The following is a 19,752-nucleotide window of genomic DNA, read 5'->3' as shown; positions in this document are numbered from 1 at the left end:
TCCTCCAACGATCGACATGGTCAATGGGCTGCCCGTCCGGGCCGGGTCATCGGTTGTCGCTCGGCCCCAGCGCTCCGCGCTGCCAGGCGTGCCACCCCCGGCAGAGCAGGTAGGCGCCGATGGTGGTCAGCGACACGAGCCCGTCGGCGAACAGGGTCCGCGTCGCGTGCGGGATGTCGAGGACGAATGCGGCCTGCACGGTGACCACGATCTTGTGGAAAGGAGGAGTTCCCACATGCCGCGCTGTTTCCGCGGCGCGATCGCCAGCATGGCCCACATACCGGCGAACACGATGTACGCGCACGTCCGCCAGAACTCCGTCAGCACCAGGTCGTCGGGGAGGCTGCAGAGGCGGAAGACGCCCTCGACGAACGGGACCAGAGTGGCTGTGGCGGTGATCGCCATCAGCACCCGCCCGGTGCGATCCTGCCAGCGGGTCGGGTTGGTGGCGGTCGTGGCGTCGACGGGCAGGTCAACGTGGACAGTCATGGATGTATCCCCGTTCGATGTCGTGACCAGGTGTCAGACACTGAGATCATCCGCTGGCAGGGCTCGGCATCGCATCGGTAGGAATTGCCTAGTCGGCTGTCGTTGTCCGGTCCGTCGTGGCCTCCGTGCGATCGGCCGGACCCCGGGCAGACTCCCGCCGCGGGTAGCCCGTGGAGCGGGTGAGACGCCGCTGGCTCCCTGGTTGGTCAAGAGACCGTGGTCCAGACCGGAGTCGGTGTCGTCGGCCCAGTTGATTCAACTTCTCGCGAGCGTTGGTGTCGGGCCGAGGCGTGAGGACCACGAGTCGCAGGTCGGTGTTCTGGGTGGTCAGGACGTTGGCGTCGAGCGGGATGGCGCCCACGTCCGGGTGTACGGCGGTCTTGTGCGCGCTCTCGTGATGGGCTACCGCGCGGAGGGCCCAGAGGTGGCAGAACCTGTCGTTCCCGGCCATGCGCGAGATCAGTGCCGCCACATCGGGGTCGTTTGGATAGCGGGCGCTGGTGGCGCGCAGGTCGGCTACCAACGACTGCTCGAAGTAGGCGCGCTCGGTGTCGGTCTGGCGGACTCGGGGGTTTCGGGACTCGAACTGGACGATCAGGGCGTTACGGTCGTCGCCGGTGGCGCCCGTGGGGTCGCCGAAGACGGCCGCGAACAGGCGGTTCCAGTCCAGGAGTCGCCACAGGGCGTCGTAGACGGCCGCTGGGGTGTCATCGAGGTGCTCGATGACGCGGTGCAGGCTGCCGGGGATCAGGTGGGGTATCCGGTCCGGTGCCGCGGCGAAGCCGGCAAGGCGCATCAGGTGCGCCTCCTCGTCGTCGGAGAGTCGTAACGCGCGGGCCAGGGAGGTGCACACCTGCGCCGATGGTGTGGCGGCCCGGCCCTGTTCGAGGCGTGCCACGTACTCGGGGGAGATGCCGGCCAGTGCTGCCAGCTCGCCGCGTCGTAGCCCGACGACGCGGCGAGGAGAGGCGTTCGGGAGACCGACAGCGGCCGGGTCCGTGCGATCCCGCCAGGCCCGCAGCGCGGCTCCGAGGTCATTCATGAACCCCATGATCCGCCATCGGTCCTCCGGGGAGTTGGGTGGTACCGGCGGTACGCGGATGACCTGTGCCTTCCACAGCGCTGGCTCGGCCCTTCAGGATGGGGATCATGAGCAAAGTGACCAGAATGCATCACATCGGAGTGCCGGTCAGCGATTTGGCGCGGTCGGTGAGGTGGTACGAGGACGTCCTCGGCATCGCGCCGAACGGCGTGACGATCTCGGCGACGAACCCGGCGATCGGTGCGGTTGTCGAGGTAGAGAATGCGTCGATGCGGGCATCCTTCGCGCTGGCCGGTGACAACGTCCTGCTGGAACTCATCCAGTACGACAGCCCGCAGCCGAGGCCCTTCACCGGGCGCAACTCCGACGTCGGGGTGATGCACCTGTGTTTTGAGGTCGACGATCTCGACTCGGCGCACCGCGACCTGGTGCGGCGGGGCGTGCACGTCAACGCCGATCCGGTCGTGCTCCAGGACGGCGATGGCGTCGAAGCGGGGACGCTGGCCGGGACGAAGATCCTCTATCTCCGTGACCCCGACGGCATCCAGCTGGAACTGTTCGAGTTGCCCTCGTAGGAGCGCCGACTCCGGACCGGGCGCCCGTCCCGGTCGGTGCGCTGCTCTGGATACCATCGGTGGGGCCGAACAAACGGAGGGCACCATTCGTCCGGCGACACGCAGAAGTTGATGACAGATATCAGGTCGGGATTGTTCGTCGCTCGCGAGGCGGAGTTGGGCGAGATCGCCTCGGTGACGGTAGCCGCGGCGCGGGGCCGTGGCGGGGCGATGCTCGTTCTCGGTGACGCGGGGATCGGCAAGTCGACCCTCGTCGGTGCGGCCGCCTCGCGGCTCGACGGATGGCGGGTGCTGCGCGCCGGTGGTGTCGAGTTCGAGAGCGAGCTGCCCTACTCGGCCCTGCACCAGTTGTGCGCGCCCGTGCTCGACCACCGCGCTGGGCTCCCCGTGCCGCAGCGGAGCGCACTCGACGCGGTGTTCGGGCTGCGGGCCGGGGCCACGCCGACCCCGATGCTTGTCGGCCTGGCCGTTCTCGGCCTGCTGAGTGCCGTAGGCCGGCGCAGTCCGGTGTTCTGCGTGGTCGACGACGTGCAGTGGATCGACGCCGGCTCGCGGCAGGTACTGGCCTTCGTCGCGGCACGCGTGGCGGCGGAGCGGGTCGCCATGGTGTTCGCAGCCCGCGACGCCGCCTCGGTGTCGGAGCTCGGTCGCCTACCCGCCCTCACTCTCACCGGGCTGACCGACTCGGAATCCCTCACCCTGCTGCGGTATCGGGCACCATTCGGCCACGAGGCAGCGATCGTGCAACGGATCCTCGCCGAGGCGGCCGGCAACCCGCTCGCCCTGGTGGAGTTCGCCCGCGACGCCGGACCGTTCGGGCTACCCGGGGACGCCGGGCACCGCGCCGTGGAACACCGCTTCGTGAGTCGGTTCCTGCGCCTGCCGGCACCCACGCGCTCCGTTCTGGCGCTGGCCGCGGCGGAGCCGACAGGCGACCTCGTTCTGCTGCGCCGCGCGATGGCGGTCCAGGGGCTGGACGCCGTGGACCTGGCCGCGGCCGAGGACAGCGGCCTGTTGGTGGCCGGGCCCCAGGTGCACTTCCGGCATCCGTTGGCGCGTTCCGCGGTGTACCTGTCGACTGGCGCCGGGGCGCGACGGCAGGCACACGCGGCGCTCGCGGCCGCTACGGACGTCGACATCGATCCCGACCGTCGCGCCTGGCACCAGGCGAACGCGATCACCGGCCCGGATGAGGAGACCGCTGCGGAGTTGGAGCGTTCGGCCGGACGAGCACAGCGCCGCGGTGGACTCGCGGCCGTGGCCGCGTTCCTCGAACGCGCGGCCCGCCTGACACCCGACCGGTCGCGGCAGTCCCGCCGGTTGTTGGCCGCGGCCCGGGCGCGGTTGGGCTCGGGGGCACCATCTGCCGCCCGGGAGCTGGTGGACGAGGCCGAGCGTCTCCAGCCGGACCCCGTCGACCGCCGCGCCGCGCGACTGCTGCGCGCGACGATCGACTATCACGTGACGCGCAGCATCCCGGCGACGATCGCGCTCATCGACGCGGCCGACGGCGTGGGGCCCGAGGACGCTCGAGAGACCTACCTGGAAGCCTTCGCGTCGCTCATGTTCAGCGTCGACGAGCCGGGGAGGTTACGGCGGCTCGCCCTGCACATCCGGGAACGGGTACCCCAGCGTCAGCCGCCACGTCCGGTCGACCTGCTGCTGCAGGCGTTGGTCGAGCAGCACCTGCGCCCAGTGGACGAGGCGATGCCGATGATGCGCCGCGCGGTTGACGCCTTCCGGGACCACGCCCGCACACCCGACGCGGATCCGTGGTGGATGGAACGCGCCTGCGTGTTGAGCGTCGACATCGGTGACAGCGACGCCATGGAGCAGATCGCCGACCGTCAGGTGGAACTCGCCCGGGCACAGGGCGCCTACGCGATCCTTCCCCATGCGCTGCGCTTCCAGGCGGTCGGCCGGACGATCATGGGCCGCTTCGCCGACGCGCAGGTCTGCATCATCGAGGCGCGTGCGGTCGACGAGGCCGCCGGGACGTCCAACCTCGTCGGGTCCGACCTGATGCTCGCCGCGTGGAGCGGAGACGTCGACCGGTTCCGCGAGATCCGGGAGAGGCTGCGCGGCTGGGTGGGGGTGAAACCCACCACGCTGCACTACGCGATCGGCGTTCTGTGCAACGGCAGCGGCGACCATGCGGCCGCGCTCGACGCGTTGCTGCTCGTGCGCGACCAGCACCGGCACGGGGCGTACGCCGCCTCCGTCTTCCACCACGAGCTGGTCGAAGCCGCCGCGTACGTTGGACGTCCCGAAGAAGCCAAGGAATCGGCTGAATGGATCGGGGATGTCGCACGGGTCAACCCGAACGCGTGGACGACAGGTGCGCAGCTACTGGCGAGTGCGCTGCTCGACCCGGGGCTCGGCGCGCAGGACCACTACCGTGCCGCGATCAGCCGGTTCGCCGGGAGCAGGATGCGAGTCCACTACGCGCGTGCCCGACTGCTCTACGGGCAGTGGCTGCGACGGGTCGGCCGCCGCACCGAGGCGCGGGTGGAGTTGCGCGCCGCCCACGAGCTGCTCTCCACCATCGGCGCACGCGGGTTCGCCGGCCGCGCCGCCCGCGAACTGGATGCCATCGGCGAGCCGACCCTGGCCGACGACGCCGATCCGCTCGCGGGGCTGACCGCCCGCGAACTACTCGTCGCCCGCAAGGTCGCCTCCGGCGCGGGCACCAAGGAAGTCGCCGCGCTGCTGTTCGTCAGCCCGCGAACGATCGACGCCCACCTGCGCAACCTCTACCGCAAGCTGGGCATCACCTCACGCCGGCAGCTGCGAGAACTCCTCCGCTGAGAGGGCTGGGCCGACCGGGCGCAGATAGGGCCCCGCCGGTACGAGACCGGCGGGGCCCCTGGGTCACGTCAGCGCCGGGCGCCGGGCCCGGTCACACTCCCGTTCGGCACGCGTCTTCAGCTCCGTCAGCCACGTCTCCAGGCCCGCCCCGAGAGCCACGGTGGAGAAATCGACGTTCTGCTCCACCTGGTCACCGCGCCACGTCTCCTCGGTACGCACGAGAACCCGGCCGTCGACCTCGGTGAACGTCCACACGTGCACCCCCTCGTCGATGCGCAGCCCCGCTCCGATCGCCGGGCCGTCCCACCGAAGACACCTCTGGTGTTGGAGCTGCCCGACGGTGGACGTGACGACGAGGGTCGTGGCGGGATTCAGCGCGGTCTCGTCGACCGGTGTCGTCCACCGGAACGACGAACCGGGACGCAGTGGGCCACGATCGAGCCGCTTGCTGGACAAAACAGGCTTCTGCCACGATGGCCAGCGTTCCACGTCGGTCTGCAACTTCCAGACGGTCCGCAGCGGAGCGTCGATCGTCGTCTCCGTCCGATAGCGAATCTGCGCCGCGGTGTCGACGGTCCTTCCCGCACATCGCACCGTCGCGTGGTCGGCACCGACATCGCGCCTGACCTCGGCCCGAGCCGGCGCACCTGCGGTGCCCACGAGGCCGGCCACGACCACTGCCGTCGCGACGGCAAACACACGATTCCTCACGAGGCGGACACCGCCTCGGCGGTGCCCTTGAGCCGTTCCAGCCACATGGCGAGGGTCGTGTCGAGGCCCTCCTGGAACGGCCCAGGGGCGGCATCGACAGGCGGGCCCGCGAAGGACTCCTCGGTCGACACCTCCACACCGTCGCCGGCCGGAGTGAGCGCCCAGACGTGGACACCGAGGACCCCGTCCGGTCCGTCACCGTATCCCCGCCACACGAGGCGTTCCTGCGGCCGTACCTGAACGATCGTCGACTCGATCTCCATGCCCGCGGCCGACCAGCGGAACACGGAGCCCGGGGCGAGCGGACCGGGTGTTTCCACGCGTGCGTACGGGATTTCTGGCAGCCAGGTCGTCCATGCGTCGATGTCGGTGAGGATCCGCCATACGGCCTCCGCCGACGCGGTCACCGTGACGCTGTGGCGGCTGACCACCGGGGCCGACACGTCAATGCCGGCCTCCTCGGCGTCCGTAATGTCTTCCATCGTGAAGCTGCCTCTCTGCGGTTACTGACCATCGGATCGCCGAGCAGGAGTGAGCCGCGGGATCCACACCCGGCAGACGCGATCTTGCCAAGACGGCAACTGCTGCACATCGGCAAGAATCACCTAGTTCGCGGTATGTGGGGCCGCCACGTGGGAATACCTCTTCTTGATCTTGACGGCCACGGCGGCTTCCCGACAGCGGCGTGTCGTCGAAGGCCCCGACTGGCGATCGAGGCCGCGTCGGCGACGAACACGAAGCCGCCGGACGGGGCACCCCGGCTCGTCAGCGCGCCGCACCGTCGCCAACAGCATCCGGCCGGTGGCGCCCTTCGGCGGCCCAGGGGGCATGCGGCCGGCGAGGCGACGTCGTTGCCGGTAGCCGTCGCGGTCGACCCCGACCCGGGTCGCGGCCCCATGGGCTGGAGTCGGCTGCCGACCGCGACGGCGGCCCAGGGCGCCGTGTCGGGTCGATCGCGATCACGACCCGGGGCGGTGTTGACGGTTCGGCACGGCTGCGGGCCCCGATCTCCACCACCAATACATAAAGCACGGCCGCCGCGGTGTTAATCGCGCGATATTCGGGGCCACCGTTTCTTTGGTGCGGGAAGGCGGTCCAGAATAGAGGTTCGTGCGAGAGTCATTAGGGGGTCAACTCCCGGCTTGCCTGATTGGCCAAGGAAAGCACCAGATCGCCATGCGCCGATGCCCATCTGGCAATGCTGTTCATCAACCCCACCATATCTCGGCCTAGCTGGGTGAGCTGGTATTTCACCTGCGGTGGTCGGGCGTCGACGATCCGTCGGCGGACGAACCCGTCGCTTTCCAGCCGGAACAGTGTCTCGGACAGCACCTTGGCCTTCACCGGAGCGAGGGCCCGTAGCAATTCTGCGAATCTGAGTTCGCCGTCGGACAGTGCGCTAAGGAGTCGATAGGTCCACCGTTCACCAATTCTTTTCATGATCAGATTGGTGACATCCAAGGTTGTCATGATTTCCCCCGTTCCTTGCTCACCTCGAAGTTACCATGCATGCGAAAGCGTATTTGCCCACGGTGAAGTGCGACACATTGATGTTGTACTACTTGACGGACCGCACGAATGAGCGTGGGCGGACCGACGGTGATCAAGGAGATGCCGGTGTCAATCACTGCAAGTGACATTGAGAAGTTATTCAATGAAGTTGCCGACCGGCCGGAGCTGGTCGAGGCGTGGGCGGCCGCCGACGCCGATGTACGTTTCGTCATCAGCGAGCCGGACGCGGACATCACGCTGCGCCGCGACGGACGGGTCGCCGACGTCAAACCCACCCACGTACTGCGGATCGCGTGGCCCGACCTGGAACAGATCATCTCGGGCCGGCGCAGCTTCCTGCGGTCGGTCACCGGTCGCCGGCTGACCATGACCGGCCCCGTCCTGAAGTCCCTCGCCGTGGGCCAGGCGCTCACCGCGTTCGACACCCTGCCGCTCTGACCGCCGCCCGATCGTTCCCCCCGGAGAAGCCCATGACCACGACCTTCACCCCGTCCGATCATCCGCTGCTCAACGACGACGAAGCCAAGACCCTGCGCGCGGTCACCGAGTTCGCCCGCGACGACGTGGCCCCCGGCGCGGCCGCCCGGGACGCGGCCGCGACCGGCGAGCTGGACTGGGACACCGTTCGCCGCGGTCACTCGCTCGGCCTGCTCCGCATGGCGGTTCCAGCCGAGATCGGCGGCCTGGGCCTGAGCAACCTGGCGGTCGCGCTGGTGCTCGAGGAGCTGGCCGCGGCCGATCCCGGCATGGCGCTGGTCTTCGGCGCCGCCGGCCTGTTCCAGACGCCCATCCTGATCTCCGGCGACCCTCGCCTGCAGGCGACGTACCTGAGCCCGTTCCTCGGCGACGAGCCGGTTCTGGCCTGCAACGCGGTGGCGGAGCAGGACAACGGCACCGACCTCGTGCTGCCGCAGCAGGCACCGTACGCCCGGGACATGACGTCGGCCCGCCTCGACGGGGACCGGTACCTGCTGAACGGGAAGAAGCGATACATCACCAACGCGCCGGTGGCCACGTACGCGACCGTGCTGGCCAACATCGAGGGCCACGCCGGCTCGACCGGCCTCACGTGTTTCGTCACCGAGCTGAACCAGGACGGTGTCACCCGCGGGGAAACGCACGACAAGGTCGGCTACCGGACGGCGCCGGCCGGGGAACTGATCTTCCAGGACGCGATCGTCCCCGCCGAGAACGTGGTGGGTGACCCGCTCGGCGGCTGGGACCTGAACGTCGCCCAGGGAAACCTGTGCCGGGTGACCTGCGCCGCGGTCTCCACCGGCATCGCGCGGCACGCCCTCGAACGCGCCCTGACCTGGGCCACCGAGCGGGTCCAGGGTGGCCGCCGGCTGGTGGAGTACCAGATGTCCGCCCGCAAGCTGGCCGACATGAGCGCCCGGGTGGCCTCCGCCCGCGCCCTCTACCTGGACGCCGTCATCAAGGCCGACAACGTGCTGCCCACCCCGGCCTACGAGCCGGCCGTGGCCAAGCTGGTCGCGGACCGCGCAGCGATCGACAACGCGGACGCGGCCATGTCGCTGATCGGGGCGCAGGCGTTCCAGCGTGGCGACGGGATGGACCGGGTCCTGCGCGACGCGTACGGCCCGCGGATCTACGAGGGTTCGCCCGAGGCCCTGGCGCTGGTGATCACCGACGAGTTGATCGCCGCCGGAGGGTCGCGATGACCGACGCCGCGACGGCGGTCGACCGGTTTGCCGACCGGGTCCTGCGGATCCACCGTGACCTGTCGTTCAGCGGGCTGGCGGAGGCGATCGACGGGCCGCCGGCCTTCGCCGCGACGTCGCCGGCCGGGCTGACCACCCTCACCGTACGCGGCAGCCAGTTGCCGGAGCGCTACCTGTGGGCGCTGTACGGGTTCCGGTTGGCGCAGTTTCTGCAACGGGGCTGGGCCAGCCGGGACCTGCTCTACGCGCGGGCACTGACCGCGGAGCCGTACACGGCGGCCGCCCGCGACGATTACCACACCATCGTGGTGGAGCGGGCCACCGGCCGCTTCCGTGGCTACGGCACCCTGGCGGCGAGCCGGGACCGCGCGTCGACCGGGCTCGCCGAGCCGGGCCGGCGGCGCTTCGTGATCGAGACGGATTACGGCATCGACCTCGCCACCTTCCTCGGTCCCCAGGTGACCACCGACCGCGTCTGGGAGGGAAAGCGGCTGATCCGGGACTACGCGATGGCGCCCTCGGCGGCGGCCGCCACCGTGCCGTGGCTGGTCTACCTGGGGTGGGCTTCGGTGGTCGCCTCGATCTTCGAGGCCAACGCCGTGGCGGTCGTCGGCGATGCCAAGAAGAGCGGCGCCATCTTCCAGCTGGAGCTGCTCGGATTCGCCGTCGAGACGGTCGACGTCGCGGCCCGGGACCCGGCTCCCGACGATCTGTTCGGCCCGCTGTGGGACCAGCCGGAGCAGTCGCGTCCCTTCATTCTGCGGGACAGCCCGGATCTGCGGCCGACGCTGCGGGCTCTGGGTGAGGTGCTCGCGCAGGACGAGCCTGGTTCCGTCCGCCGCCGGCTCGAAGCGCGTATCGGAAGGGGTGTCTCATGACGATCGTCGACGACGTGGACGACCCGGAGGTCGCACGCGGCCTGGACGGTGACGACTACTACGCGCGGCTGGTCGAGCGCAATCACGGCCTGGTCGACGACTGGCTCCAGCGGCGGATCCGGGCGACCACCCTGCTGATCGCCGGGTGCGGGTCGATCGGCGGCGCCGCCGTGCAACCCCTGGCCCGGATGGGCTACACCCGGTTCACGCTCGCCGACAACGGCGTCTACGAGCTGAACAACCTCAATCGTCAGCACGCTCTCGTGACCGATCTGGGCCGCAACAAGGCCGAGGTCGCCGCGCGGTTCGTCGCCGACATCAATCCGCACGCCTCGGTCACCCACGTCACCGACGGTGTCACCGAGGCCAACGCCGCCGAGCTGGTGGCGGGCATCGACGTGATCGTCGACGGGGTCGACGTGACCACCCCGTCCGGGCTGCGCGCGAAGGTCGCGCTGCACGAGGCCGCCTGCGCCGCCCGGGCCCGGCTCATCACGGCGTGGGACATGGCCGGCACCCTTGCCGTGCAACATTTCGACTACCGGCGGGTCCGCCGGATCTTCGACGGCGAGATCGCCGTCGGCGATCTCGACCGGTTGTCGGTCTGGGAGGCCATCTTCCGCATCGCGCCACGCCGGCACATCCCGCCCGAGATGTACGCGGAGCTCGCCGGTTCCCTGAACGATCCGGATTACCACGTTCCGCAGCTGGTCGAGGCGGCAACGCAGTTCGGATCCCTGGCGACGCACCTGGTGACAAAGCTCGTCGCCGGGGAGCCGGTGCCGCGCACGGTATCGGTCGACGTACGTCAGGTGTCGCGCACCCTGCCGGAACGATGGGCCGGCGAGGCACGACGCCGCGTCGCGCAACTCCGGTTCGTGCGGGCGCTGCCGGGAGCCACCGCGTGGAACGGTTTCGCGCCGCGTCCGCTGTACGCCCTCGGCAAGAACCTCTCTCCTCATGCTCTCGCCACGGAAGGGAACAGACGGTCGTGAACACCACGACAATCGAATATCGCGACGCCCGGGCGTCCGCCCTGGAACTGGCCGAACGGGACGTTCGGCTGATCATCGACGAGGCGCGCCGGCTGGCCGATGACTTCGCCGGATCGACCCTGCACGACGAGCGCCTGCTGCGGCAGATCGAGATGGCCGCGGACGGGCTCGGCGACGCGGTACGGGGACGCCTGATCGCGTTCCGCGACGACGGTGACGACGACGGCGTCCTGTTGGTCCGGGGGCTGCCGCTGGACGAGCTGCCGCCGACGCCCAGCGGAACCGGTACGTCGCCGGCCTGGACCGAGCTGCCGGTGGCCACCGTCGGCCAGCTCATGATCATGTCGCAGCTCGGCAGATCTCTGTCCTACATCGACGAGAAGTGCGGGCAACTCGTCCAGGACGTCTGCCCGCAGCCCGGCGCCGAACAGCGGCAGGAGAACAGCGGCTCGGTGCTGCTGGAGCTGCACACGGAGGACGGGTTCCACCCGAACATGCCGCATTTCCTGAGTCTGCTCGGCCTCCGCGGCGACCACGACGGCGTGGCGGTCACGGTGACCGCCGGCGTCCGGGCCACCCTGGGCGACCTGGATCAGGACACGATCGCCCAGTTGGGCCGGCCCGATTTCCGCATCCGGTACAGCAGTTCCTTCACCGGCGGTGACGAGGCGTGGTTCAGCTCGCCGATGCCGGTGCTCGGCGCGGCGGGCGAGCTGCGGGTGGACTTCCACGCGTCGGAGGGCGTCACGCCGGCCGCGACGGAGGCGCTGGCCAGGCTCGAATCCGCGATGCGCGACAGGCTGGTCGGAGTCGTACTGGAACCCGGAGAGTTGCTGGTCGTCGACAATCGCGCCGCCGTGCACGGTCGCACCGGGTTCCAACCCCGGTACGACGGCACCGACCGGTGGCTGCGCCGATCGTTCGCGGTGACCGATCTGCGCCCGGTGCGGCCTCGCCTCGTGCACGGGCGGGCGCACGAAGCCATCACGGTCGGCCGGTGATCACCGTGGACCGTCGGCGAACAGCCGGACCGTCGCCGGGAGGTCGGCGTCCCGCAGGAGGCCGTCGATGGTGACCGTGGCCTTGGCGAACAGTTCGCGCCCGGAGTCGGTCAGGCGTACCTGTGAACCCCGGCCGTCCTCGGGGGCGGCGGTGCGCTCGACCGCGCCCGCCGCCTCCATCTGGGCGACCAGCCGGGAGACCTGGGACTGGCTGCGGGACACCTGGGCCGTGAGATCCACGAGACGCGTCCAGCCGCGGACGAACGCCAGGACCGCCATCAGCTCGTACGCACTCGCGCACATCTGATGCTCCCGAGCCAGCTCACGCTCGATCGTCTGGGTCAGGTCGTTGCACAGCCGGACGAGCGACAGCCAGTTCACCACCAACGAGTTTCTTGCCACGAGTACCACGCTACCCGACGGGATGAACTCCCATGCACATGCATGTAATTTGTCATCATGACTGATGCTTCTCGCACCTCCGGAACCACGGCGCCCGGCCCGGCCGCACCGGCGCCGGACGCCGTGGCCACGCAGCCCGCTCCCTGGTCGGCGATGGCGGTCGTCGGCGTGGCCCAGCTCATGGTCATGCTCGACTCCACCGTGGTGAACGTCGCCCTGCCCTCGATCGGTCGCAGCCTGCAGGCCGGTCCGGCCGCGTTGCAGTGGACCGTCAGCGCGTACGTGCTGATGTACGGCAGCCTGCTGCTGGCCGGCGGACGCGTCGCGGACGTCGCCGGCCGACGCCGGACGTTCCTGGCCGGCCTGCTGGTCTTCGGCGCGGCCTCCGCGCTCTGCGGCCTCGCCCCCGGCGAGGAGGCGTTGCTGATCGGCCGGTTCGTCCAGGGCGCGGGCGCCGCCCTGCTGTCCGCGGCCGCGCTCTCCGCCGTGCTGGCGATCTATCAGATCCCGGCCCAGCGCCGGGTGGCGCTGACCGCCTGGAGCGGGCTCGGCGTGCTCGGCGCGACGATCGGTGTGGTCTTCGGTGGCCTGCTCACCACGACGTTGAGCTGGCGCTGGGCATTCCTGATCAACGTGCCGATCAGCATCGTGGCCGGCATCGCGGCGCTGCGCACCGTTCCGCCGCTCGCGGCGGCCGCCCGCCGCCCGCTGCGCCTCCCGGTGGCGCTGCTGGCCACCGCCGGCCTGATCGCGCTGTCGTACGGGCTGATCCGGTTGCAGGACGGCGCCGGCACGCCGGCCGCCTGGATCAGCCTGGCCGCCGCGGCCGTCCTGCTCGGGGTGCTGGTTCTGCTACAGGTCAACGCCGGCGACCCGCTGCTGCCGCTGCACCTGCTGCGGCTGCGCACCTACGCCCTGAGCAGCGTGGGGCTGCTGCTCGCGGCAGCCGTGATGATCGGTGGCACCTACCTGGCCAGCGGCTACTTCCAGCGGGCACACGGGCTGTCGGCGCTGAACGCGGGCCTGGCGCTGCTGCCCATGGGGCTCTCGTCGCTGCTGGTGGCGATCACCGTGCCGAAGCTCGTGGGCCGCTTCGGTTTTGCCGCCGTCTACCTGTTCGGGGCGCTGGCCCAGCTCGTCGGCACGGGTGTCATCGCGTTCGGGCCGGACAATCCGGTGCTCGTCGGGGTGGCGCTGGTGGTCATCGGTGCCGGCCTGCCGAGCAGCTTCGTCCCGCTGTACAACATCGGCGCCTCACACGTCCGCCTGGCCGAGTCGGGCGTCGGGTCGGGACTGCTGAACACGTTCAACCAGACCGGCGCCGCGCTGGGCATCGCCGTCGCCGGCACCGTCGCCGCGGCGTACACGGCAACGGCGCTGCGACACGGCACGTCCGCCGCCGGGGCCAGCGTCGACGGCACCCGGGCCGGCTTCGCGGTGCTGACTGTTTGCGCGGCCCTGGCCGTCGTGCTCGCCGCGGTGCTCATCCGGCTCACCCGACCAACGTCCGCCGAGGAGAAGCGATGACTACCGAAACGACGACCGAGTCCGCGTACGAGGCGCTGCGCCGCTGCGCCCGCCGGACCCGGGACCTGGACGCACACCTCGGGGTGTTCGTCGAGGCGTGGCACGAGCGGGCCATGGCCGAGCCGCCGCGGTCCGGGCCGCTGGCCGGGCTCACCCTGGGCGTCAAGGACAACATCTTCCTCGGGGCGGGCCGGGCCGCCGCCGGGAGCAACGTCGTCCTGGCCGCCGAGCAGCCCGAGGCGGTCGCCGTGGCACGGCTGTCCCGGGCCGGCGCCGTGGTCGTCGGCCGGACCACGATGATGGAGTACGCGCTCGGCCTGCCGGGCCCGGACGACGTGCACCAGCCGGTTCGCAACCCGTGGGACACATCGCGGTGGGCTGGCGGATCCAGCTCGGGCTCGGGCGCCGGGATCATCGCCGGTTTCTTCGACGCCGCGATCGGCACCGACACCACCGGCAGCCTGCGCATCCCGGCCGCGTACACGGGCGTGACCGCGCTCAAACCGACCCGCGGCCGGGTGCCCACCAGCGGCACCTATCCGCTCGCGCCCAGCCTGGACACCGTCGGGCCGATGGCCGCCTCGATCGAGACCTGCGCCCGGCTGTTGCAGGAGATGGCCGGCCCCGACCCCAGCGATCCGTGGAGCGCGCACAGGCCGGTCGACGACTATCTGGCGGCCGCCGGTGGCGAGATCGCCGGCCTCCGGATCGGCGTGGACCGGCTAACCGCGTACGCCGACGCGGGCATCGACCCGGCCCAGCCCGAGGTGTTCGACCGGGCGTTGGCCGTGCTGCGGGACGCGGGCGCGGGGGTCGAACCGGTCGAGGTCCCCGGATACCCGGCGCTGAACGCGATCGGCAACGTGATCATGCTGGCCGAGGCGCACGAGATCCACGCCGACGCGCTGGCCCGCGAGTGGTCCCGCTACGGCCGGGGCACCCGCTGGGTGTTCTCGGCCGGCGCCGCCCTGAGCGCGTTCGACTACCTGCGCGCCCAGCGGCTCCGCGACCAGCTCAGCGACGCGGTGAACGCGCTGTTCGGCCGGGTCGACGTGCTCGTCACGCCAACCTGCCACCGCGGGGCACCGGCCATCGCGGACATGTCCGCGCTGGACCCCTCCACCTACCTCGGATCCATGCACACGACCGCGTGGAGCGTCACCGGCCACCCGGTGGCCACGGTGCCGATCGGCCGTACCGCCGACGGTCTCCCGCTGTCCATGTCCATCGTCGGGCCGTACGGCGGCGAGGCGCTGGTCATCCGGGCGGCCGGCGCGTTCCAGCGGCTGACCGACCACCACACCCAACGACCCGAATGGCTCGTGCAGGAGGACGCGCATGCCTGACACATCCGGACACGACGCGTACGACGCCGAGGACGAACAGGCGGTGGCCGCGGCGCACGCGGTCGCCGGCATGCTCGCCGGCGCGATCCGCGAAATCCCCTGTGACCCCGTCCGCACACCCCGGGGCGGGCTGCCGCCCGAGTACCTCGTACCGAATGGAGGAGCCACGCATGGCTGAGATCGACCTCGAAACCGAACTGACCACGATGATCCGGAACGTGAACGGAACCGACCCGACGGTGGCGGAGCCGGCTCGCTTTCCCCCCGGCGCGCTGCTCTACGAGGACCTCGACGTCGACTCGCTGGCGCTTGTGGAGCTGGCCGAGGACATCGAGGTGCGGTTCGCCGTGGCGGTGAGCGAGGACGAGTTGAAGAGCCTCAAGTCGTTCGCGCAACTCACCGAGCACATTCGGGGCGCGGTCGGATGAGCGCGCCCAGTGTCGTGGTCACCGGCTTGGGCGCGACCACGCCCCTGGCCGGAGACGTGTCGGGGACCTGGCAGGCCGTGCTCGACGGGCGCAGCGCGCCGCGGGCGCTCGACGACCTCCAGTGGGTCAAGGACTACGACCTTCCGGTACGGATCGCGGCCCGGCTCGCCGTCGAGCCGATCGACGCGCTGGGCTATCACGACGTGTACCGCCAGGACCGGTGTGCGCAGGTGGCGCTCGTGGCCGCCCGGCAGGCCTGGGCCGACGCCGGCCTCAACGCCGAGAACGCGGACCCACTACGGGTCGGCGTGGTGATCGGCACCGGCTTCGGCTGCGTGGAGTCGTTGCTGTCGCAGCACAGGGCGCTCAACGACGGCCTGCGGGCGGTCGTGCCGCAGGCCGTTCCGATGATCATGCCGAACGGGCCGGCGGCGCAGGTCGGGCTCGCGTTGAAGGCCCGGGCCGGGGTGCACGCGCCGATGTCGGCGTGCGCGTCCGGCGCGGAGGCGCTGGCCATGGGCGCCCGGATGATCCGCGACGGCGTCGCCGACGTCGTGGTGGCCGGGGGCGCGGAGGCCTGTATCACCCCGGTCATCATGGCCGGGTTCATCCGGGCCCGGTCGATGAGCACGCGCAACGACGAACCGGACCTGGCGTCGCGCCCGTTCGACACCGGCCGCAACGGGTTCGTCCTGGGCGAGGGCGCGGGGGCCATGGTGCTGGAACGTGCCGAGCACGCCGAGGCCCGCGGCGCCACCGTCCATGGCCGGCTCGCCGGGGTGGGCATCACCAACGACTCCCACCACATCACCTCGCCCGACCCGGGGCACGGCGGGCAGCTCGGGGCCATCCACACCGCGCTGCGCGAAGCCGGGCTGTCCCCGGCTGACATCGGGCACGTCAACGCCCACGCCACAAGCACGAACGTCGGGGACGCGGTGGAGTCGGGGACGATCACCAGTGCGTTCGGCGCGGACGCGGTGGTGACCGCACCGAAGGGCGCGCTGGGCCACCTGCTGGGCGCGTCCGGGGCGGTCGAGGCGATCATCACGCTGTTGTCCATACGCGACGGCGTGGTCCCACCGACCGCGAACCTCACCGACCCGGATCAGGAGATCCACCTCGACCTGGTCCGCGGCGCGCCGCGCACGCTGGCGCAGCACGCCGCGGTGAGCCAGTCGTTCGGGTTCGGCGGGCACAACGTGGTGCTCGCGTTCACCGGCTGAGAACGAGCCGGCCGGCGACGAGCAACCGGCCGAGACCGAGCAGGCTGAGCGGGCGCCGGGGACGGACCCCCGGCACCCGCTCAGTCCTGCGGCGTGATGGTGAGTGCGGCGGCGTGGATGTGGACGGCACCGGGTACACCGAAGCGCGGTGGACCAACGTGACCTTGCGTGATCTGTGGTTACGGGACAGCCCCGAACGCCCCTAGATTCGTTGAAGTTTGAATCGCTGGTTGGTGCCGGTGCCGGGTGTCCACTGGGAGATGCGGGCACCGTCGGCGGTCGAAGCCTGCCAGACGTCCATTGCCAGACCGCTTTGCCGATTGATGAGTCTGACCACCCCGCCGCCCTGGTCGTCGACCCGCCATTGCTGGCTGGCGGCGTTGGGTGCGTCGGGTTGCTGGGTGATGTCGGCGCCGGTGCTGTTGCTGGCGGCCTGCAGGAACAGGCCGCTGTGCCGCGCCCTGATCCGGAAGTGGCCCGCGTCTGCCGGCACAAACTCGAACTGCTGGTTCTGTCCGCTGCTGCTCTGCCACTGGATCAGCAACCCGCCGGCGGCGGTGGACGCACCGTTGATGTCGGCGGCCTTGCTGCTGTGCTGGGCCACGAGCCGGTAGTACGCACCGACCTCGACCGGCCCCGAGTTGACCCCGGACGCGCGGTAGGTGTGGCCGGCCTGGCCGGTGAACTCCACGAGATCCGCCTCGACCCGCGTCGGCTGGACGGCGCTGCCGCTCGTCTCGTCGCGCAGTTCGAAGGTGCCGGCGAAGATCCGGTTGCGAACGCGGATGGGGCCGGCGCGGTCGGGAACGACGACGAGTTCGATTCGGCTGCTGCTCCAAGTGGCGCCGACGGTGTATCCGCCGCGGCCCCGGAGCCCGGTGACCTGCCCGGTTGGCCACGCGGATGGTAGGGCGGGCAGGAGGTGCAGTTCGCCGGTGTGGCTCTGGAGCAGCATTTCGGCGATGCCGGAGGTGGCGCCGAAGTTGCCGTCGATCTGGAAGGGCGGGTGCAGGTCGAACATGTTCGGTGCGAGCCGGTCGGTGCGTACGAGGTCGCGGAGGAGCTTGTGGGCGCGGGTGCCGTCTTCCAGCCGTGCCCAATAGTTGATCTTCCAGGCGAGTGACCAGCCGGTGCCGTCGTCGCCGCGCAGTTCCAGGGTCTGTCGTGCGGCCTGGTGCAGTTGTGGCGTGCCGCGTTTGGTGATCTGGTTGCTGGGGTGCAGCCCGTACAGGTGGGAGACGTGCCGGTGGGTCCGTTCGGTCTCCACCCAGTCGGCGAGCCATTCCTGGACGTTGCCGCGGGACCCGACCCGCGTCGGTGGCAGCCGGTCCCGGGCGGTTAGTACCTGGGCGCGGTAGGTGGCATCCACGTTGAGGACCTCGGCGGCCCGTGCGACGCCGTTGAACAGGTCACGCAGGATCTGGTTGTCCATCGTCGGCCCCGCGCACACGCTGGCGTTCGTGTGATGTGGCAGCTCGGGCGAGTTCGACGGATTGGTGACGAGGTAGCCGAGCGTCGGGTGGCTGACCAGCGTGTCGAGGAAGAACTGGGCAGCGCCCTTCATGGCCGGGTAGTTGGCGCGCAGGAACTCGACGTCTCCGGTGAACTGGTAGTGGTCCCAGATCATGGTGGCCAGCCAGGCGCCGCCGGTTTGCCACATTCCCCACAGGGCACCGTCGACCACCGACGAGCCGCGCCACGCGTCGGTGTTGTGGTGGGTGACCCAACCCCCCGCGCCGTACTGCACCTGAGCAGTGCGGGCGCCCGTGACCGTCAAATCTTTGATCATGTCGAACACCGGCAGGTAACACTCGGCCAGGTTGGTGGTGTCGGCCGGCCAGTAGTTCATCGGCAGGTTCGCGTTGATTGTGTATTTCGAGTCCCAGGACGGGGCCATCTGGTCGTTCCAGATCCCCTGCAGGTTCGCCGGCTGGCTGCCCGGCCGTGAGGAGGAGATCAGCAGGTAGCGACCGTACTGGAACAGCAGCGCGGAGAACTGCGGATCGTTGACGCTCGCGTGCTGCGCGATCCGCACGTCGGTGGTTTGGTCGGCCGCCGTCGTGCGTCCCAGATCGATCGACACCCGGCTGAACAGCGCCTGATAGTCGGCCACATGCCGGCCGCGCAACTGGTCGAAGCCGACGGCGCGGGCCGCGTCGAGGTGCCGCCGCGCGATGCCCTGGTAGTCGCCGTTGACGGTCCGGTAGTTGACGTAACTGGATCCGATCGACACCAACAGGGTGACGCTTGTCGCGCCGGAGACCCGCAGCGTGCCGCCGGAGCTGCTGACCGTACCGCCGCTCACGGCGGCATTGGCCAGAGCAAGGAACCGGACCTGCCCGGTGATGCCCTCCATGTTGCCGGAAACACCGTCGAGGCCGATCGTGGCGGCGTCCGGGCTGGACACGGTCGTCCGTTGCGGGCTGCCGAACGTGGCGGTGAACGTGATCGCGTTGGCCCGGTCAGCGGTCAACCGCATCACGATCACCTGGTCCGGTGCGCTGGCGAAGACCTCACGTTGAAAGCGCACCCCGTTGAGCACGTAGCTGGTGGTAGTGGTGGCCGTGGTCAGGTCGAGGGTCCGCTGGTACTGCGACGCCCCGCTGGCACTGCCAAAAGCCAGCCGCAGGTCGCCGACCGGCTGGTACGCCAACTGCCCGACCGGACTGCCCAGCATGGTCTGGTTGATCAGATCCTGCGCCTGCGTCCACTGATCGGCGAAGACCCGCCGCCGAATCTCCGCCAGGTTGGCCGCACCACGGGTGTTGGCCGAGTCGTACGGGCCGCCGGCCCACACGGTGTCCTCGTTGAGCTGCAGCCGCTCGGTGTCGACATTCCCGAACACCATCGCGCCCAACCGACCGTTACCAATCGGCAGAGCCCGTAACCAGTCCGTACCCGCCGCCTCGTCGTACCACAGCGCCATGTCGTTGGCTGCCAGCACCTGTGGGGGTGCGGTCGACCCGGCCCGAGCGGCTGCGGTCCAACCCGCCGGCAGCAGCATGACGCCAGCCCCAGCCGCGCCGGCGCCGAGGAGTTTTCTCCGTGTCACTTCAGACATGTTGTCTCCTTCACGCAGCCGAGCGATGCGGCGGCGGCCCCACGTTGACGAGGACGTCGCCTGAGTTTT

Annotated in this window: 19 protein-coding genes; 12 read left to right on the top strand and 7 right to left on the bottom strand. The window is 70.3% G+C overall.

What is annotated here, in order from left to right; genetic code table 11:
• Positions 1-46: 46 nt before the first annotated feature.
• Complete coding sequence (locus ACGFIW_RS18895; protein WP_393317035.1) at positions 47-235, bottom strand: hypothetical protein; 189 nt, start codon at positions 233-235, stop codon at positions 47-49.
• Between the two features lie 342 nt (positions 236-577).
• Positions 578-1,531, bottom strand: a complete 954-nt coding sequence (locus tag ACGFIW_RS18890; RefSeq protein WP_393317033.1) for a helix-turn-helix transcriptional regulator — start codon at positions 1,529-1,531, stop codon at positions 578-580.
• Positions 1,532-1,656: 125 nt separating this feature from the next.
• On the opposite strand from ACGFIW_RS18890, the gene ACGFIW_RS18885 reads away from it, so the two are divergent.
• Both ACGFIW_RS18885 and ACGFIW_RS18880 read left to right on the top strand, forming a co-directional pair.
• Complete coding sequence (locus ACGFIW_RS18885) at positions 1,657-2,106, top strand: VOC family protein (protein WP_393317414.1); 450 nt, start codon at positions 1,657-1,659, stop codon at positions 2,104-2,106.
• Between the two features lie 111 nt (positions 2,107-2,217).
• On the top strand, positions 2,218-4,914 hold the full coding sequence (locus ACGFIW_RS18880; RefSeq protein ID WP_393317030.1) for an AAA family ATPase: 2,697 nt from the start codon (positions 2,218-2,220) through the stop codon (positions 4,912-4,914).
• Between the two features lie 63 nt (positions 4,915-4,977).
• Here the strand turns inward: ACGFIW_RS18880 and ACGFIW_RS18875 are convergent, their stop codons facing one another.
• The 3 genes from ACGFIW_RS18875 to ACGFIW_RS18865 all read right to left on the bottom strand — a co-directional run bounded on the left by ACGFIW_RS18875 (position 4,978) and on the right by ACGFIW_RS18865 (position 7,095).
• The gene (locus ACGFIW_RS18875; RefSeq protein WP_393317027.1) at positions 4,978-5,625 is read right to left on the bottom strand and encodes an SRPBCC family protein; all 648 of its coding nucleotides are present in this window, start codon (positions 5,623-5,625) and stop codon (positions 4,978-4,980) included.
• Positions 5,622-6,107, bottom strand: a complete 486-nt coding sequence (locus tag ACGFIW_RS18870; RefSeq protein ID WP_393317024.1) for an SRPBCC family protein — start codon at positions 6,105-6,107, stop codon at positions 5,622-5,624. The genes ACGFIW_RS18875 and ACGFIW_RS18870 overlap by 4 nt, the downstream gene beginning before the upstream one ends.
• Positions 6,108-6,747: 640 nt before the next feature.
• Positions 6,748-7,095: a winged helix-turn-helix transcriptional regulator gene (locus ACGFIW_RS18865; RefSeq protein ID WP_393317022.1), complete on the bottom strand. Its 348-nt coding sequence runs from the start codon at positions 7,093-7,095 to the stop codon at positions 6,748-6,750.
• Between the two features lie 129 nt (positions 7,096-7,224).
• On the opposite strand from ACGFIW_RS18865, the gene ACGFIW_RS18860 reads away from it, so the two are divergent.
• The 5 genes from ACGFIW_RS18860 to ACGFIW_RS18840 are packed head-to-tail and all read left to right on the top strand — an operon-like array spanning position 7,225 to position 11,693.
• Entirely contained in the window at positions 7,225-7,575 is a 351-nt protein-coding gene (locus ACGFIW_RS18860; protein ID WP_393317019.1) for a hypothetical protein, read from the top strand.
• A 32-nt stretch (positions 7,576-7,607) separates the two neighbouring features.
• Positions 7,608-8,819, top strand: coding sequence for an acyl-CoA dehydrogenase family protein (locus tag ACGFIW_RS18855; protein ID WP_393317016.1), 1,212 nt, complete (start codon positions 7,608-7,610; stop codon positions 8,817-8,819).
• On the top strand, positions 8,816-9,697 hold the full coding sequence (locus tag ACGFIW_RS18850) for a hypothetical protein (RefSeq protein WP_393317013.1): 882 nt from the start codon (positions 8,816-8,818) through the stop codon (positions 9,695-9,697). The genes ACGFIW_RS18855 and ACGFIW_RS18850 overlap by 4 nt, the downstream gene beginning before the upstream one ends.
• A complete protein-coding gene (locus ACGFIW_RS18845) occupies positions 9,694-10,692 on the top strand; it encodes a HesA/MoeB/ThiF family protein (protein ID WP_393317010.1) in 999 nt (332 codons plus the stop codon). Before ACGFIW_RS18850 ends, ACGFIW_RS18845 begins: the two co-directional genes overlap by 4 nt.
• On the top strand, positions 10,689-11,693 hold the full coding sequence (locus tag ACGFIW_RS18840) for a TauD/TfdA family dioxygenase (RefSeq protein ID WP_393317007.1): 1,005 nt from the start codon (positions 10,689-10,691) through the stop codon (positions 11,691-11,693). The genes ACGFIW_RS18845 and ACGFIW_RS18840 overlap by 4 nt, the downstream gene beginning before the upstream one ends.
• On the opposite strand, the gene ACGFIW_RS18835 is transcribed toward ACGFIW_RS18840, so the two are convergent.
• Positions 11,694-12,095, bottom strand: a complete 402-nt coding sequence (locus ACGFIW_RS18835; RefSeq protein WP_393317005.1) for a MarR family winged helix-turn-helix transcriptional regulator — start codon at positions 12,093-12,095, stop codon at positions 11,694-11,696.
• A 57-nt stretch (positions 12,096-12,152) separates the two neighbouring features.
• On the opposite strand from ACGFIW_RS18835, the gene ACGFIW_RS18830 reads away from it, so the two are divergent.
• The 5 genes from ACGFIW_RS18830 to ACGFIW_RS18810 are packed head-to-tail and all read left to right on the top strand — an operon-like array spanning position 12,153 to position 16,622.
• Entirely contained in the window at positions 12,153-13,622 is a 1,470-nt protein-coding gene (locus tag ACGFIW_RS18830; RefSeq protein ID WP_393317002.1) for an MFS transporter, read from the top strand.
• Positions 13,619-14,968 (top strand): amidase, encoded by a 1,350-nt coding sequence (locus tag ACGFIW_RS18825; RefSeq protein WP_393316999.1) that lies wholly within the window; start codon positions 13,619-13,621, stop codon positions 14,966-14,968. Before ACGFIW_RS18830 ends, ACGFIW_RS18825 begins: the two co-directional genes overlap by 4 nt.
• Positions 14,961-15,146, top strand: a complete 186-nt coding sequence (locus ACGFIW_RS18820) for a hypothetical protein (protein ID WP_393316996.1) — start codon at positions 14,961-14,963, stop codon at positions 15,144-15,146. Before ACGFIW_RS18825 ends, ACGFIW_RS18820 begins: the two co-directional genes overlap by 8 nt.
• The gene (locus ACGFIW_RS18815; RefSeq protein ID WP_393316993.1) at positions 15,139-15,396 is read left to right on the top strand and encodes an acyl carrier protein; all 258 of its coding nucleotides are present in this window, start codon (positions 15,139-15,141) and stop codon (positions 15,394-15,396) included. Before ACGFIW_RS18820 ends, ACGFIW_RS18815 begins: the two co-directional genes overlap by 8 nt.
• Positions 15,393-16,622: a beta-ketoacyl-[acyl-carrier-protein] synthase family protein gene (locus ACGFIW_RS18810; protein ID WP_393316990.1), complete on the top strand. Its 1,230-nt coding sequence runs from the start codon at positions 15,393-15,395 to the stop codon at positions 16,620-16,622. The genes ACGFIW_RS18815 and ACGFIW_RS18810 overlap by 4 nt, the downstream gene beginning before the upstream one ends.
• A gap of 202 nt (positions 16,623-16,824) precedes the next feature.
• Here ACGFIW_RS18810 and ACGFIW_RS18805 read toward each other — a convergent pair whose 3' ends face one another.
• The gene (locus ACGFIW_RS18805) at positions 16,825-19,683 is read right to left on the bottom strand and encodes a glycoside hydrolase N-terminal domain-containing protein (protein WP_393316987.1); all 2,859 of its coding nucleotides are present in this window, start codon (positions 19,681-19,683) and stop codon (positions 16,825-16,827) included.
• Positions 19,684-19,752: the final 69 nt, after the last annotated feature.

It is taken from the genome of Micromonospora sp. NPDC048935, from assembly GCF_043197875.1.
In the GTDB taxonomy this organism is placed as follows: domain Bacteria; phylum Actinomycetota; class Actinomycetes; order Mycobacteriales; family Micromonosporaceae; genus Micromonospora.
This window is presented reverse-complemented; position numbering and strand designations above follow the sequence as displayed.

Coding starts and splice junctions, on each gene's coding strand:
- ACGFIW_RS18810 (WP_393316990.1), top strand. CDS start 15,393: ATGAGCGCGCCCAGTGTCGTGGTCACCGGCTTGGGCGCGACCACGCCC.
- ACGFIW_RS18815 (WP_393316993.1), top strand. CDS start 15,139: ATGGCTGAGATCGACCTCGAAACCGAACTGACCACGATGATCCGGAAC.
- ACGFIW_RS18845 (WP_393317010.1), top strand. CDS start 9,694: ATGACGATCGTCGACGACGTGGACGACCCGGAGGTCGCACGCGGCCTG.
- ACGFIW_RS18825 (WP_393316999.1), top strand. CDS start 13,619: ATGACTACCGAAACGACGACCGAGTCCGCGTACGAGGCGCTGCGCCGC.
- ACGFIW_RS18820 (WP_393316996.1), top strand. CDS start 14,961: ATGCCTGACACATCCGGACACGACGCGTACGACGCCGAGGACGAACAG.
- ACGFIW_RS18865 (WP_393317022.1), bottom strand. CDS start 7,095: ATGACAACCTTGGATGTCACCAATCTGATCATGAAAAGAATTGGTGAA.
- ACGFIW_RS18830 (WP_393317002.1), top strand. CDS start 12,153: ATGACTGATGCTTCTCGCACCTCCGGAACCACGGCGCCCGGCCCGGCC.
- ACGFIW_RS18850 (WP_393317013.1), top strand. CDS start 8,816: ATGACCGACGCCGCGACGGCGGTCGACCGGTTTGCCGACCGGGTCCTG.
- ACGFIW_RS18890 (WP_393317033.1), bottom strand. CDS start 1,531: ATGAATGACCTCGGAGCCGCGCTGCGGGCCTGGCGGGATCGCACGGAC.
- ACGFIW_RS18805 (WP_393316987.1), bottom strand. CDS start 19,683: ATGTCTGAAGTGACACGGAGAAAACTCCTCGGCGCCGGCGCGGCTGGG.
- ACGFIW_RS18885 (WP_393317414.1), top strand. CDS start 1,657: ATGCATCACATCGGAGTGCCGGTCAGCGATTTGGCGCGGTCGGTGAGG.
- ACGFIW_RS18870 (WP_393317024.1), bottom strand. CDS start 6,107: ATGGAAGACATTACGGACGCCGAGGAGGCCGGCATTGACGTGTCGGCC.
- ACGFIW_RS18855 (WP_393317016.1), top strand. CDS start 7,608: ATGACCACGACCTTCACCCCGTCCGATCATCCGCTGCTCAACGACGAC.
- ACGFIW_RS18880 (WP_393317030.1), top strand. CDS start 2,218: ATGACAGATATCAGGTCGGGATTGTTCGTCGCTCGCGAGGCGGAGTTG.